The following is a 14,064-nucleotide window of genomic DNA, read 5'->3' on the forward strand; positions in this document are numbered from 1 at the left end:
CTGTGAGAAATGGAAAGCGCACCAAACCACGGCTGAAGCTTACCGTTGACATGAACGAACTGTTTCGTACAAAGTGACTACGGGCTGGCGACGGGAGGTTGTCGGCGCCGGATCGTAGTGGTCCGGGCAGGGGTAGAACCCAAGGAGAGCATCGGCCGGACCGACTGCAGTTTCGGCGCGAATGCGCAACAATGACGGAATGCAAAGGGCATTCCAGGGAGGAAACTAATGACCATTTCGCTTTCGCGTCGCGCCCTTATGGTGGGTGGCCTGCTGCTGGCAGCGGCCTTCCCGGCCATGGCGCAGGATAAGCCCGTGCTGCGCTTCTCCGCGGTGTTCACCGAGCAGGACATCCGCGCCGAGATGATGAACCTGTTGGCCTCGCAGGTTGTGGATACGGCCACGATCGAAACCTATCTCGGCGGCAACCTGTTCAAGCAGGGCACTGAGCTCGTGGCCCTGCAGCGCGGTAACCTGGAAATGGGCAATATTGCTCCCCAGGACATTTCCAATCAGATTCCGGCCTGGTCGCTGCTGACCTCGGCCTACCTGTTCCGCGATGCGGCTCACCTGCGCACTTTCTTCGACAGCGAGTTGGGCGAAGAGTTCAAGCAGATGGCGTCCGACCAGCTCGGCATCCACATTCTCGGACCGACCTATTTCGGCGCCCGCCAGATCGGTCTGCGTGGCGACAAGAAGATCAACACCCCGGCCGATCTGGCTGGTGTGAAGCTGCGCATGCCCGGCGGCGACGCCTGGCAGTTCCTGGGCACCTCGCTCGGCGCAAACCCGACCCCGATGGCCTATGCCGAGGTCTATACCGGTCTCCAGACCGGCGCGATCGACGGCCAGGACAACCCGCTGCCGAACGTCGAGAACATGAAGTTCTACGAAGTGATGGACCAGATCGTCCTGACCTCGCACCTCGTCGGCTTCGACCTGCTGGTGATCAGCAACACTGCCTGGGACGCCATGACGCCGGAACAGCAGGAGGCTTTCGAAGCCGCCGCGACCGTGGCTATCGACTTCAGCCAGGAAGAGCATCTGAAGCGCGAAGCTGAGCTCGTCGAGCGCTTCAAGAGCGCCGGCCTCGATGTCTACGAGCCCGATCAGGAAGCATTCCGCACCCATGCCCAGCAGGTCTACCTCGACAGCGAGCTGGCCAAGGACTGGCCGGAAGGCGCCGTCGACACAATCAACGGTCTCTAAGACTCCTCCGATGGGCAGCGGCGCTGATGGTGCCGCTGCCACTTTCAATGCATTTTCGGTTCCCCGACCGACAAAATGCGGAGCCCCCGATGAAATCCTCTCTCGCTGGTGTTGGCGCCTGGCTGCATGCCCGCGCCGAAAACCTGCTTGCCGCCATGCTGGCCACCATGTTCGTGGTCTTCATCGTCCAGATCGTCTTCCGCTACCTGCTCAACCTGCCCATAGGCTGGACGCATGAAATCAGCGTGGTGATGTGGGTCTGGATGGTGCTGTTCGGAACCGCCTTCGTGGTGCGGGACAGCGAAGAAATCCGCTTCGACATTCTCTATGGCGCTGCGCGGCCATCGGTTCGGCGCATCATGGTCTTGGTCAGCAGCCTGACACTGGTGGTGCTGTTCTCGATCTCGCTGCCCGCGGTGATCGACTACATCCTCTTCATGAAGGTGGAACGGACGGCCTATCTCAAGATCCGCTTCGACTACCTCTATTCCATCTACGGCATTTTCGCGGTCGCTATGATCGTGCGCCAGCTCTACCTCGCCTGGCAGGCGGTTTGGGGCAAGGACGCCGACGAGTTCGACCACTCCAAGGTGAGTTCGGGCGTATGACAATTTCTCTGGCTTTCGGCCTGGCGCTTGGGCTGATCACGGTTCTGGCCTTTCTCGGCCTGCCCATGGGCCTTTCGATGATCTGCGGATCGATCCTTTACCTGCTCATGCGCGGGCAGGACCCGGGCATCGTCGCCGAGCAGTTTCTCAACGGCATGTATTCCAACTACATCATGCTCGCCGTGCCGCTCTTCATCCTCGCCGCGGAAATCATGAACTCGGGCACCTTGTCCGATCGCCTACTCAAATGGTGCGATGCGCTGGTCGGCCGCTTCCGCGGAGGCCTGGCGCAGGTCAATGTGCTGCAGTCCATCGTCTTTGCCGGCATGTCCGGCTCGGCCGTCGCCGATGCCGCCGGCTCGGGCAAGATGATGCAGCACATGATGACCCAGAACGGCAAGTATACCCCGTCCTATGCCGCGGCGCTCACCGCCGTCACCGCCGTCATCGGGCCGATCATCCCGCCCTCCATTCCGATGGTGCTCTATGCGCTGGTCGCCGACACCTCCATCGGCTACCTGTTCCTGGGGGGCGTCGTGCCGGGTCTGCTTATGGCCGGTTTCATGATGGTGCTCATCGCCATCACGGCGCGGCTCAAGAACTTCCCGGTGGAAGAGCCGGTGCCGCTGCGCAAGCTCCCACGTATGACCTGGGAAGCCCTCCCGGTCCTCTTCATGCCCATCGTGCTCATGTATGGCATCTATGGCGGCATCACCACGCCGACCGAAGCGGCAGCCGTGGCTGCGGCCTATGCCCTGCTGGTTTCGGTGTTCATCTACCGTGCCGTCAAGGCGCCAGACCTCTACGCGTCGGTGCTGACCAGCGCCAAGACGACGGCCTCGATCGGCATGCTGATCGCCGGCGCTTTGGTGTTCAACTATGTCGTCACCATCGAGAACATTCCGCGCACCATCAGCGCGCTGCTGATCTCCTGGGATCTGAGCCCGGTCGCCTTCCTCATCATCGTCAACATCATCCTGCTGGTCCTCGGTTGTGTGCTCGAAGGCACGACCATCCTGCTGGTGATTGTTCCGGTGCTGGTGCCGACGGCGCAAGCGCTCGGCATCGACATGGTGCATTTCGGCGTCGTCGCCGTGGTCAACATCATGCTGGGGCTCATTACGCCGCCCTATGGACTGTTGCTCTTCATCATGACGCGTATATCGGGTTCGCCCATGCGGGCAATCATCGGCGATGTCATGCCCTTCCTCTGGGTGCTGATCGGCGCGCTGATCCTCTTCACTTTCGTGCCCGAGACAGTGCTGTGGTTGCCCAAGCAGTTCGGCTATGTGCCGGGAGGCGGGGTGCTGTGAAGCCGATCTACGTTCTCAACGGCCCCAACCTCAATCGCTTGGGCAAGCGCGAGCCGCATATTTACGGCACGACCACGCTGGCCGAGGTAGAGGAAAGTTGCCGGGCGGCGGCGGGGGAAGTCCCCGTTGTCTTCCGCCAGACCAATAGCGAGGAAGCGCTCATCAACTGGGTGCACGAAGCCATCGACGAGGCTGCCGGGGTGGTCATCAACCCCGCCGCCTTCACCTTCACCTCGCTGGCTCTGCTCGACGCTCTCAAGATGGTGGAGGCGCCCGTCATCGAGCTGCATATCTCCAACATCCACAAGCGCGAGCAGATCTACCACCGCTCCTATGTCTCCATGCGCGCCGATGCGGTGATCGCGGGCCTCGGCGCCCGCGGCTATCCTACGGCCGTCCGCGCCCTGTTGGAGATGGTGGGGTAGGGACGCTCACGCGACCGATCCCACCTGGCGGACGAAGTGGCCGGGCTCGGTTTCCAGCACTGAGCCCGATGCAGTGCGGCAGATGGCGCGCACGGCCTCCGCTTCCCTGGCAAAGGCCTTGCTACCACCACCATCGAGCCTGACGTTCGGGTCGGGAACGGCCGACAGCAGCAGCTTGGTATAGGGGTGCTGCGGATTGCCGATGACGCGCTCCGGCTTGCCCCACTCCACGACCTGGCCCGCATACATGATGGCGATGTCGTCGGCGATGAACTGCGCCGTGGCGATGTCGTGGGTGATGTAGAGGAAGGCGATGGATCGCGTCTCCTTCATCCGGCGCATGAGGTCGAGCACTGAACGGCGGATCGAGACGTCGAGCATCGACGTCGGCTCGTCGGCGATGATCAGTTCGGCGCCCACCGCCAGGGCCCGTGCCAGGTTGACTCGCTGGCGCTGTCCGCCGGACAGTTCATGCGGATATTTGTGCAGCGTCACCTCGGGGTCGAGCTCCACATCCGCCAGCACCTCGCGCACGGCCGCCACCAACGCCGCCCCGTGCAGGCTGCGGTGCAGCATCAATGGCCGCTCGAGATGGTGCTGGATCGTGTGCGCCGGATTGAGCGCCGAGAACGGATCCTGAAACACCATCTGCACGCTGCGCAGATAGCTGAGTTTCTCCGCGCGAGAGGTGAGTTCGGCAATATCCTTGCCCTTGAAGCGTATGGTGCCCGAGGTGAGCGGAAAAAGCCGGGTCACCGCGCGCCCGAGCGTCGACTTGCCCGAGCCGCTCTCCCCCACCACGGCCAAAGCCTTGCCGGCTTCGATGCCGATGGTGATGTTGTTGAGCGCCACCACTTCATGCGCCGCCCCGAACATGGGCTTGAGGTGAAAGGACTTCGTCGCCCCCTCGATACGCAGCAATACGTTGGACTGTGTCATGCCGGCACCCGCGTCAGCAGCGGCATGGAGCCCCAAAGCCGCCTGGTATAATCGTGTTGTGGATTGGCGATGAGCTGCGCCGACGGCGCCACTTCCACCAGCCGGCCTTCGAGCATGATGGCGATGCGGTCGGCGAATTGACCCATCAACGCCAGGTCATGCGTGATGAACAGGATGGCAAAGCCGAACTTGTCCTTGAGCGCCACGATCTCCTCGAGGATTTCGCGCTGCACCACCACGTCCAGCGCCGTCGTCGGCTCGTCCATGATGATCAGCTTGGGATCGAGCGCCAGGGCGATGGCCAGCACCACGCGCTGCCGCATCCCGCCCGAAAGCTGGTGCGGATAGTCGTCGAGCCGGCTGGGAGCGATGCCGATCATGGTCAGCAGTTCCTCCGCCCGCTCGCGGGCCTGCTGCCTTGTCTTCCCGGTATGCTGGACGATGACGTCGCGGAACTGCTCGAAGATCGTCAGCACCGGGTTGAGCGAATTCATGGCGCTCTGAAACACCATCGAAACGCTCGACCACCGCCACTGTCGCAGCCTGCTCTCGGGCATGGCGAGAACGTCCTCGCCATCCACGGTGATACTGCCTTCTGAAATAATGGCGGGAGGCCGGTGAAGCCGCATCAGCGCCAGGGCGATCGTGCTCTTGCCCGAGCCGGACTCACCAGCGAGCCCCAGCACCTCCCCGCGATCGATGGTGAAATCGACGCCTTTGACGGCGGTGAAGAGCCCCTTGGCGGTGAGGAAATCCACCTTGAGGCCGCGCACCTCGACCAGGGGCTTTTGAATGGTGCTGGTCATGCGTTGGTCTCCGCCAGGCGCTGCTGGTCGAGCTTCTTCTGCGCGCGTACGGCGGCGGCGACGGTGCCAAGCGTGCGCAGGCGCGGGTTGGAGATTTCGTCGACGCCGAAATTGAGCAGCGACAGGCCCACACCGATCCCGGCGACTGCCAGTGCCGGCACCAGCACTTCCCACCAGGCGCCAATGGTGATCGCCGAGGTATTTTGTGCGTGGTAGAGCATCGTGCCCCACGACACCGACATCGGATTGCCGAGGCCGAGAAATTCCAGCGTTGCCTGGGTGATGATCGTGTAGGTCACCGAGCCGATGAAGTTGAAGCCGATGATCGAGAGCAGGTTAGGCAGCAGCTCGACGAAGATCATCCTGGTCGGCCGTTCGCCGATCAGCTCGGAAGCCAGAATATACTCGCGGTTCCGCAAGGTGAGCGTCTGCGAGCGGGTGACGCGGGCGCCCCAGGCCCATGAAGTCAGCCCGATGATGATGGCGATGACCACCGGGCTCGTCTGGCCCATGAACGCAGCGATCACCAGCAGCAGCGGCAGTTGGGGAATGACCAGCACCACATTGGTGAAGAAGGTGATGACTTCGTCGATCCAGCCACCGAAATAGCCCGCGGCAATGCCGAGGCACGTGCCGATCAGCACGATGATCGTACCGGCAAAGAAGCCCACGGCCAGGGATGTGCGCGTGCCATAGATCACCTGGGCGAACACGTCGCGGCCCATCCGTGTGGTGCCGAACCATTCCTCCGGGCTCGGCCCCTGGTGCGGGCGGCCGACGCGCTGCATCGGGTCGAGATTGAGGATAAGAGGGCCGAAAACGGCTACCGCGACATAGAGCAGCACGATAATGAGGCCGATCAGGGCCTTGCGATTGCGCAGGAAGACTTTGAGGGTCTCGAACATGGATCAGGCCCTCCGCAGACGGGGATCAAGGAAGACGTAGAGCAGGTCGACAGCCAGGTTCGCCAGCAGGGTGGCGAAGGTCATGATCAGCAACTGCCCCTGGATCAGCGGATAGTCGCGCGTCACGATGCCGAGATAGAGCGTCTGACCGAGGCCCGGATAGTTGAACACCACCTCGGTGACGAGTGAGCCGCCAAGGATCGCGCCGAGCGTCAGCCCCAACGAAGTGACGGAGGGGAGAAGCGCATTGCGGGCGGCGTAGTTGAACTGCACGCGCTTGTCGGTGAGACCCTTGGCAAGGCCCATGGTCACATGATCCTCACCCAACTGGCCGATCATGTTATTGCGCATGGTGACGAGATACCCGCCGACGAAGACGATCATCAGCGAAAACACCGGCATCAGGCCGTGGATGAAGACGCTGGAGATGAACGCCCAGGTCCAGCCCGGATCGAGTGAAGGATTGAATGCATAGCCCGTGGGCAGCCAACGCAGCGCCACGCCGAAGATGAACAGCGCCGTGAGCGCGATCACCACGGCCGGCGTAGCCTGTAGCGCCAGGGAGGTCGGGGTGGCGACCGCATCGAGCAGCCCGCCGCGGCGCCAGGCGGCGTAAGTGCCGATGATCGAGCCGACGCAGAAGGCGAGGAGCGTGGCGGTGCCCGCCAGCAGCAGCGTCCAGGGGAAGGCATAGGCCAGCACCTGGTTCACCGTCTGCGGATAGAAGCGGATGGAATAGCCGAGGTCGCCGGTAAAGACCGACTTCATATAGTCCAGGAACTGCAGGTGCAGGGGGCCGGACGCAAAGCCGAAGGTTTCGATCAGTGCCTGTCGCGCCTCGGCGGGCAGGGTGGTCGCCTGCTGGGCGAACAGCACGTCGATCGGATTGCCCGGCATGAGCCTGGGCAGGATGAAATTGATCGTGGCCGCAACGACAAAGGCCACCAGATAAAAGGCTATTCGGCGAATGACGAAACTCATCGCGCTCCCCTCCCTGAGAAAATAGACAAGGCGGCGCGGTCGGGTGACCGCGCCGCCCCTTTACGGTGGGTTATTCCACCGGGGAGAGGGCAAGCAGGTGCAGCAGCCGCTCGGGCACGCCGGCATAGACGACCGGGCGGGCTTCGGGCTTGTCGGCATTGTAGAAGCCGGTGAAGCGGCTGGTGTTGTATTCATACCAGAGCGGGTTGTTGAACACGTTGATCAGCGGCATGTCGGCAGCGATCAGCGCGAGGATTTCGCTCATCGTCTCGCGCTGGGTGGCTTCGTCGGTCGTGGCGTTGAACTTGTCCAGCGCCGCATCGAGCTCGGCATTGGAGTAGCGCGACGAAGCGAAGCGGTTCTGCCCGACATGGCGCGAGTGCAGCGACAGGTCGAGGAAGAAGTGCGGGCTGACGCCCGTGGTAACGGAGTTGATCGCTGCTTCGTAGTTGCCCGACATCAGCGCGTCGGTCCAGGCCGGGCTCTCGGGAGTAGCCATGCTGGCATTGATGCCGATTTCAGCTAGGCCTTCCACGGCGAGCTGCACGGTGTTGACCCAGTCGGTCCAGCCGTTGGGGACGATGATCTCGAAAGCGATCTCGTTGCCACCAGGGCTTTCCACGAAGCCGTCGCCATTGGTGTCGACATAGCCGGCATCGCTCAGCAGCGTCTTGGCGGCCTCGATGTCGAACCGGGCGAACTGGCCGAATTCGGCTTCCGCTTCGGCATTGTTCCACACGTCATAGGCCTGGCCGAGGCCCGAGGCATACTCGTTGGCGGTGGGGTAGCCGTAGCCGGCAATGTCCACCATGGCCTGTCGATCCATGGCCATCGAGAAGGCGCGGCGGAAATCGACGTCATTGAAGGCTTCGTTGAGGCCCGGTTCGTCGCTTTCCATGTTGAGCGAGAAATAGACTGGCGAGCCGGCCGGGAACCAGTAGCCGCGATGGTCCGGGTCACCGGCGAGATAGGTGCGCTCGATATCGGGAATAAACGAGCCGAACCAGTCGAGTTCGCCGTTGGAGGCCATGGTCAGGACCTGGTCGTTGTTGGCGACCTGCGGCATGCGCATGCAGTCCACTTCCAGCTCGGCGGCATCCCAGTAGTTCGGGTTGCGGCACTGGATGTATTCCTGCGGCGTGAAGCGGCGGATTTCGGTCAGCGGACCAGAACCAACAGGGTTCGGGTTGGTGAAGGTCACCGGATCCTCGACGCCTTCCCAGACATGCTTGGGAACCACATAGGTCTGGACGATCTGGTAGATCAGGCCAGCATTGACGTCCTTGTACTTGAACACCACCTGGCTGTCGTCGATAGCCTCGACGCTTTCGAGGCCCGGCCACACGGCGCGCAAGTCGAGAGCCGGATGCTCCTTGACCATGTTGAAGGTGAAGGCCACGTCATGCGCGGTCAACGGCGTACCGTCCGACCAGGTCACGCCGGGGCGCATAGTGAAGGTCAGCTCGAGCTGGTCGTCCGAATAGGCATATTCGGAAGCCAGACGATAGCTGGCCTCGCCGCCCTTGAGGGCGTTGAAGATCACCAGCGGCTCGTAGAGGAAGTCCTGCACGGTGGGCAGGACGGTGGTGGCATTCATCGGATTGTAGTTTTCGACCCAGGCGGTCAGCTGCTGCGGCACCGCCGTCAGCACGGCTTCTTCCTGGCCATGGACCAAGGCGCCGGACATCGCACTCGTGCCGGCAAGCAGCGCCAGAGCGCACTTCTTCAAGCTCATTGTGTTTCTCCCAAAACGTTCCCTCTCATCCAGGCTTGCGCTCCGGATGCATCGCATCTGTTGCGATTGGTATGAAAGTGGCACTAGAATGGTCTAGCAGTCATGCCGCCAAAACCGACAAAATGACGGAAAAAACCGTCAAACTCCAAGCCCAGCACGCTGACTGGCCTTGAAGTGGTATTATCGGCGGCATCCGAGGGCAGGGGGTATGTATGGCGTTCACACGCTTATGGCCGTCCAATTTCCGGGGCCGGCTCTTCGTCATTTTCGTCGCAGTGATGGCGCTGCCCCTGTCGCTGACCGTTCTCGCGCTGATCACCACCCAGACGTCCAGCCTCGAGGAAGAAACGCTCGCCCAATTGCGTTTCTCTCGGGATGCCAAGCAGGCCGAGATTGAGCAATACCTCGCTTTCTCCGTGAGCCAGGCCGAAACGCTCACCAAGACCAGCACGGTGCGATATTCGATCGGCGATTTTTATGGCTTCTCCTACGGCTTCCGCATGATCGATCAGCGGCCCGAAGCGGCTCGTCAGGTGCTGCAGGATATTTTCGCCAGCAGCGCCGACGGCGCCCCGGCAGGCCAGATGGGCGGCCCCCTGCTGCGCGAGGCCCTCGACTATGCCAATGCGCATAACCGCTTCCACGAGGATTACCTCGCTTTTCTCCGCACCTCCGAATTCGACAATCTCTACCTCGTCAGTCTCGACGGGCGGATCGTCTATTCCGCGGTCAAGGATGGCTACCTGGGCTCCGATCTGGGCAGTGCCTTCATCGACCACACGCCGCTGGCCCGGCTGACCCGCACGCTGGTCGACGGGGCAGGGGTGAACGGCATCGCGCTGGAGGATTTCTCGCTCGATCCGGTGAGCGACAGTTTTTCGGCCTATGTCGGAATATTGGTCGAACTGCATGGGCGACCGCGGGGCGTGGCGCTGTTCCGCCTTCCCGCCCAGGCAGTGGATGCCGTGGTGCAGGGCCAATTCGGCAACCGGGCCGCCGGCCAGCTATATTTGACCAGTGCCGACGGCACGCTGGTCTCTGGTCCGCCCGATGGCGCTTGGGCAACGGGCGAGCAGGGCAGGTCGCCGCGCAGCCCGGCTTCGCAGACAGGTGCGTCGCATGTGCCCGGTCTGGGTGGCGAACCCGCTCTGGCGGCCTGGGCTGCCGTGCCTTTCGGAAATTCCGCCTGGCACCTGACTGCCGAGGTGCCGACCCGCCAGGCCTTTGCCAAGATCGAGTCGCTCACCCGTTTCGTGCTTCTGCTGGCAGGGTTGAGCCTGCCGGTCATTTTCTGGACTGCGTTGCTGCTGTCGCGCAGCATCTCCTCCTCACTCGGCACTCTGGCCGACGCCGCCGAGTCCATTGCCGCTGGCAAGCTCGAAATGCAGGTGCCCGCCATTGCCGGCCCGGTCGAACTCTCCCGCCTGACCCAGAGCTTCGAGCGGATGCGCAACTCCGTTCTCGAACAGCTCGCGCTGATCCGCCAGAAGAATGCCGAGCTCGAGCAGCAAGTCGCCATCATTGCCGAGAAGAACACCGAGCTCGAGGAAGCCGACCGCCAAAAGGACGCATTCGTGGCCAATACCAGCCACGAATTGCGAACTCCACTCAACGGCATTATCGGCATTTCCGGCACGCTGGCGGCCGGGGCGGCAGGCGAGCTGTCGCCGGTGCAGCGCGGACAGATGGAAATCATCACCTATTCCGCCCGGCGGCTCTCGCGGCTCGTCGATGACCTGCTCGATCTCTACCGCATCCGCCAGGGTCGCATGCGGCTCGACATTCACGCCGTCCATCTCCCCACCAGCATTCGCAACGTGCTTTCAGTGGCCCAGACCATGGTCTGGGGCGAATCCATTGCCATCAAGGTCCAGCTCGACGACGATCTGCCCTATCTTCTCGCCGATCCGGTGCGGCTCGAGCAGATCCTTTACAATCTGGTCGGCAACGCCATCAAATATGCCGGCAATGGCACGATTTGGATCAGCGCCCGCAAGCATGGCAGCGAAATCGAGATCGCGGTTCGTGATACCGGCGCCGGCATTTCGCCGGATAACCTGGAACGTGTTTTCCAGCCGCTGGAACGTGCCAGTGGCGATGAGGTGGAGGGGTCGGGGCTGGGTCTGACCATTGCTCGCCAGCTCGCCCATGCCATGACCGGCCGCCTTTCGGCCAGCAGCGAGCTTGGCTCAGGATCCGTGTTCCGGCTGGTCCTGCCCGTCGCGGAGATCGGGGCCGAGCTCGCTTCCATGGAACTGCTCTCCGATGCGGTCACTCATGCGATAACACTTGCCGAGCCGGTGGCCACCGCCGCGGCCACCACGAGCCACGGCACCCGGCTGCTGCTGGTCGACGACGAGCCGGTCAATCTGCAGGTCCTACGCAACGTGCTGCTGCCGCTCGGATACGATCTTGAAACCGCGCGCAACGGTCACGAGGCCATTGATGCCGTCTGCCGAAGCAAGCCCGACCTTGTCATTCTGGACGTGATGATGCCTGGCATGAGTGGCCTCGACGTTGCGCGAAAGCTGCGCGAGCGCCACACACTCTACGACTTGCCCATCATCATGCTCACGGCCCGCAGTCGCACGCGCGATCTCCTCGCCGGCTTCGAGAGCGGGGCCAACGACTATGTCTGCAAGCCTTTCGTAAAGGACGAGCTGCTGGCCCGCATTGCCTCTCTCCTGGCGGCCTCGAAGGCGCAGGCCCAGGCCCGAGAAAATGCCGAATTGCGGGAAGAAATCGAGCGCCGTGTGCGGGTCGAAGACGCGCTCCGGCTTTCACAGCAGCGCATGTCACGCCTCTTGGACACGGTGTCTGCCGGGGTGATCTGTGCCACCGAGGCCGGACGCATCAGTTATGCCAACCACGCCGCTGTCCACCTGCTCGGTGCGCGCCTCCTCGCGGGAGACACCAAGCTTGACGATGTGCTGCCCGCCGACCTCTTGGGTTCGATCCGCGACGATATTGCGTCTTCGGGCGAGGCCAACGTCACCGACATTCGCCTCGAAGGCGCTGCCACAGGTCCTGTGTTGATCAGTGGTTTCGAGCTTGAGCCCCAGGCCGGCGGCGGCCTTGCACTGATTGTTGATCGCGACACCGCCTCCGCGCGCAGTGACGCGGCCCATGTCAGCCGGTCAATCCGCGACGTGCTGGACACCGTCGGCCCCACCATCGGGAGGCCCGCGCCAGCGGCCTCTGCCGTCGAAGCCGTGGCCTTTCAGCCCGCACTGTATCGGGAGACGCTGGTTGCCGTCATGGTGGAAAGCCTGCGGCTGTGGCGGCAGGAGACCGGAGACTCCAAGTTTGACCTGGCCGAAAAGAGCGGCATCTGGCGAGTCAACCTCGACCGTTCGTCGCTGCAGGCGCGCACGCTGGACAAATACCTGCTCGTGGAAACCCTTCCCGCCCAGCCGCGCTGGCGCGACGTGGTCAACACAGCCGAGTTCGTCCTGCGGTCGGTCAAGGACAGCGCCGATGCCGATCAGCTCCGCGAGGCGCTCGAGCTGCTCAAGCGCCTGATCCGCAAGGCGCGCAGCCAGCCCGAGGAGACTGCACTGACAGTCAGCGACTAGACGCCGACAAATTCTGTGCTCCCGGCGCTGGAACTTCCTGGCGTCGGGGCGGTATTGCTTTGGATAGAAGAGCAGGACTACCCAAAGGAGCAGGGACATGCAGCTCACCGATCCGACCCTCTTGCGCCAGAGCGCCCTTGTCGGCGACCGCTGGATCGACGCCGATCCCGCCACTGGTATTGCCGTGACCAATCCGGCGACCGGCGAAATCATCGGCCATGTACCCAAGCTCGGCGCGGCAGAGACGCGCGAAGCCATCGAAGCTGCCCGTATAACTCAGAAGGCGTGGGCGGCTCGCACCGCCAAGGAGCGCTCGAATATCCTTCGGCGCTGGTTCGAGCTGATGATGGAAAACCAGACGGACCTGGGGGCCATTCTCACCCTCGAGCAGGGCAAGCCGCTCAAGGAGGCCATCGGCGAAATCGCCTATGGCGCCAGCTTCATCGAATGGTTCGCCGAGGAGGCGCGCCGCGTCTATGGCGATCTCGTGCCCGGCCATCGGTCGGATGCGCGCATCATGGTGATGAAGCAGCCCATCGGCGTCGTGGCCGCAATCACGCCCTGGAACTTTCCCAATGCCATGATCACCCGCAAGGCCGGTCCGGCCCTGGCAGCCGGTTGCGCCATGGTGCTCAAGCCAGCCTCGCAGACGCCGTTCTCGGCCATTGCGCTGGCGGTGCTGGCCGAGCGCGCTGGGCTGCCCAAGGGCCTCTTCAGCGTCGTCACCGGCTCCGCCCGTGAGATCGGCGCCGAAATGACGGCGAGCCCCACTGTGCGCAAGTTGACCTTCACCGGCTCCACCGAAGTGGGCGCCGAGCTTTACAAGCAGAGCGCGCCGACCATCAAGAAGCTCGGCCTAGAACTGGGCGGCAACGCACCCTTCATCGTGTTTGACGACGCCGATGTCGATGCGGCGGTTGATGGCGCGCTGATCGCCAAATTCCGCAACAACGGCCAGACCTGTGTCTGCGCCAACCGCATCTATGTGCAGGACGGTATCTACGACGCCTTTGCCGAAAAGCTCGCCAGGGCCGTCGGCACGCTAAGGACCGGCAACGGCTTTGACGAAGGTGTCATGCTCGGGCCGCTGATCGACAAGGCCGCCCTCGATAAGGTCGAGGAGCACGTCGCCGATGCCTTGGGCAAGGGGGCCAAGGTGTTGCGTGGCGGCAAGCCGCACGCTCTGGGGGGCACCTTCTACGAAGCCACCGTACTGGCCGACGTGACTTCGGACATGGCCGTCGCCAGGGAAGAAACCTTTGGGCCACTGGCGCCGCTTTTCCGCTTCACCGACGAAGCCGATGTGATCGCCCAGGCCAACGATACCGAATTCGGCCTCGCCTCCTATTTCTACGCGCGTGACCTGAGCCGCGTCTGGCGGGTGGCCGAGGCGCTTGAATACGGCATGGTCGGGGTCAATACCGGCCTGGTCTCCACCGCCGAGGCGCCCTTTGGAGGCATGAAGTCATCCGGCCTCGGCCGCGAAGGATCGCGCTACGGCATCGAGGATTTCGTCGAGATCAAATATGTCTGCCTCGGCCTCGGGAGTCCTGGCTGACCAGGATCCG

11 protein-coding genes are annotated in these 14,064 nt (G+C 63.0%); 6 read left to right on the plus strand and 5 right to left on the minus strand.

The window, feature by feature from the left end; all coding sequences use genetic code 11:
* Nucleotides 1–228: 228 nt before the first annotated feature.
* From dctP to JEQ47_RS11195, 4 genes are all read left to right on the plus strand, one after another.
* The gene (gene dctP / locus JEQ47_RS11180; protein ID WP_198876476.1) at nucleotides 229–1,209 is read left to right on the plus strand and encodes a TRAP transporter substrate-binding protein DctP; all 981 of its coding nucleotides are present in this window, start codon (nucleotides 229–231) and stop codon (nucleotides 1,207–1,209) included.
* An 89-nt stretch (nucleotides 1,210–1,298) separates the two neighbouring features.
* Nucleotides 1,299–1,817, plus strand: a complete 519-nt coding sequence (locus JEQ47_RS11185; RefSeq protein WP_198876477.1) for a TRAP transporter small permease — start codon at nucleotides 1,299–1,301, stop codon at nucleotides 1,815–1,817.
* Entirely contained in the window at nucleotides 1,814–3,130 is a 1,317-nt protein-coding gene (locus tag JEQ47_RS11190; RefSeq protein WP_198876478.1) for a TRAP transporter large permease, read from the plus strand. Before JEQ47_RS11185 ends, JEQ47_RS11190 begins: the two co-directional genes overlap by 4 nt.
* Nucleotides 3,127–3,555, plus strand: a complete 429-nt coding sequence (locus tag JEQ47_RS11195) for a type II 3-dehydroquinate dehydratase (protein WP_198876479.1) — start codon at nucleotides 3,127–3,129, stop codon at nucleotides 3,553–3,555. The genes JEQ47_RS11190 and JEQ47_RS11195 overlap by 4 nt, the downstream gene beginning before the upstream one ends.
* 6 nt (nucleotides 3,556–3,561) lie before the next feature.
* Here the strand turns inward: JEQ47_RS11195 and JEQ47_RS11200 are convergent, their stop codons facing one another.
* The 5 genes from JEQ47_RS11200 to JEQ47_RS11220 form a co-directional block, all read right to left on the minus strand.
* Nucleotides 3,562–4,494: an ABC transporter ATP-binding protein gene (locus tag JEQ47_RS11200; RefSeq protein ID WP_198876480.1), complete on the minus strand. Its 933-nt coding sequence runs from the start codon at nucleotides 4,492–4,494 to the stop codon at nucleotides 3,562–3,564.
* Nucleotides 4,491–5,300 (minus strand): ABC transporter ATP-binding protein, encoded by an 810-nt coding sequence (locus tag JEQ47_RS11205; protein WP_210337982.1) that lies wholly within the window; start codon nucleotides 5,298–5,300, stop codon nucleotides 4,491–4,493. Before JEQ47_RS11205 ends, JEQ47_RS11200 begins: the two co-directional genes overlap by 4 nt.
* Complete coding sequence (locus JEQ47_RS11210; RefSeq protein ID WP_198876481.1) at nucleotides 5,297–6,205, minus strand: ABC transporter permease; 909 nt, start codon at nucleotides 6,203–6,205, stop codon at nucleotides 5,297–5,299. The genes JEQ47_RS11205 and JEQ47_RS11210 overlap by 4 nt, the downstream gene beginning before the upstream one ends.
* A 3-nt stretch (nucleotides 6,206–6,208) precedes the next feature.
* Nucleotides 6,209–7,186, minus strand: a complete 978-nt coding sequence (locus JEQ47_RS11215) for an ABC transporter permease (RefSeq protein WP_198876482.1) — start codon at nucleotides 7,184–7,186, stop codon at nucleotides 6,209–6,211.
* A gap of 70 nt (nucleotides 7,187–7,256) precedes the next feature.
* Nucleotides 7,257–8,921, minus strand: a complete 1,665-nt coding sequence (locus tag JEQ47_RS11220; protein ID WP_198876483.1) for an ABC transporter substrate-binding protein — start codon at nucleotides 8,919–8,921, stop codon at nucleotides 7,257–7,259.
* Nucleotides 8,922–9,133: 212 nt separating this feature from the next.
* Here JEQ47_RS11220 and JEQ47_RS11225 point away from each other — a divergent pair, with 212 nt between their 5' ends.
* A complete protein-coding gene (locus JEQ47_RS11225) occupies nucleotides 9,134–12,496 on the plus strand; it encodes a hybrid sensor histidine kinase/response regulator (RefSeq protein ID WP_198876484.1) in 3,363 nt (1,120 codons plus the stop codon).
* 97 nt (nucleotides 12,497–12,593) lie between these two features.
* Nucleotides 12,594–14,054, plus strand: a complete 1,461-nt coding sequence (gene gabD / locus JEQ47_RS11230; RefSeq protein ID WP_198876485.1) for an NADP-dependent succinate-semialdehyde dehydrogenase — start codon at nucleotides 12,594–12,596, stop codon at nucleotides 14,052–14,054.
* The last annotated feature ends 10 nt before the right edge of the window (nucleotides 14,055–14,064 follow it).

The sequence above is a fragment of the Devosia sediminis genome, assembly GCF_016411825.1.
Lineage (GTDB): Bacteria > Pseudomonadota > Alphaproteobacteria > Rhizobiales > Devosiaceae > Devosia > Devosia sediminis.

Bases quoted from the DNA above. Each gene is read 5' to 3' on its own strand.
- JEQ47_RS11220 (WP_198876483.1), bottom strand. From the start codon at position 8,921: ATGAGCTTGAAGAAGTGCGCTCTGGCGCTGCTTGCCGGCACGAGTGCG.
- JEQ47_RS11215 (WP_198876482.1), bottom strand. From the start codon at position 7,186: ATGAGTTTCGTCATTCGCCGAATAGCCTTTTATCTGGTGGCCTTTGTC.
- JEQ47_RS11185 (WP_198876477.1), top strand. From the start codon at position 1,299: ATGAAATCCTCTCTCGCTGGTGTTGGCGCCTGGCTGCATGCCCGCGCC.
- JEQ47_RS11200 (WP_198876480.1), bottom strand. From the start codon at position 4,494: ATGACACAGTCCAACGTATTGCTGCGTATCGAGGGGGCGACGAAGTCC.
- gabD (WP_198876485.1), top strand. From the start codon at position 12,594: ATGCAGCTCACCGATCCGACCCTCTTGCGCCAGAGCGCCCTTGTCGGC.
- JEQ47_RS11225 (WP_198876484.1), top strand. From the start codon at position 9,134: ATGGCGTTCACACGCTTATGGCCGTCCAATTTCCGGGGCCGGCTCTTC.
- JEQ47_RS11190 (WP_198876478.1), top strand. From the start codon at position 1,814: ATGACAATTTCTCTGGCTTTCGGCCTGGCGCTTGGGCTGATCACGGTT.
- JEQ47_RS11205 (WP_210337982.1), bottom strand. From the start codon at position 5,300: ATGACCAGCACCATTCAAAAGCCCCTGGTCGAGGTGCGCGGCCTCAAG.
- dctP (WP_198876476.1), top strand. From the start codon at position 229: ATGACCATTTCGCTTTCGCGTCGCGCCCTTATGGTGGGTGGCCTGCTG.
- JEQ47_RS11210 (WP_198876481.1), bottom strand. From the start codon at position 6,205: ATGTTCGAGACCCTCAAAGTCTTCCTGCGCAATCGCAAGGCCCTGATC.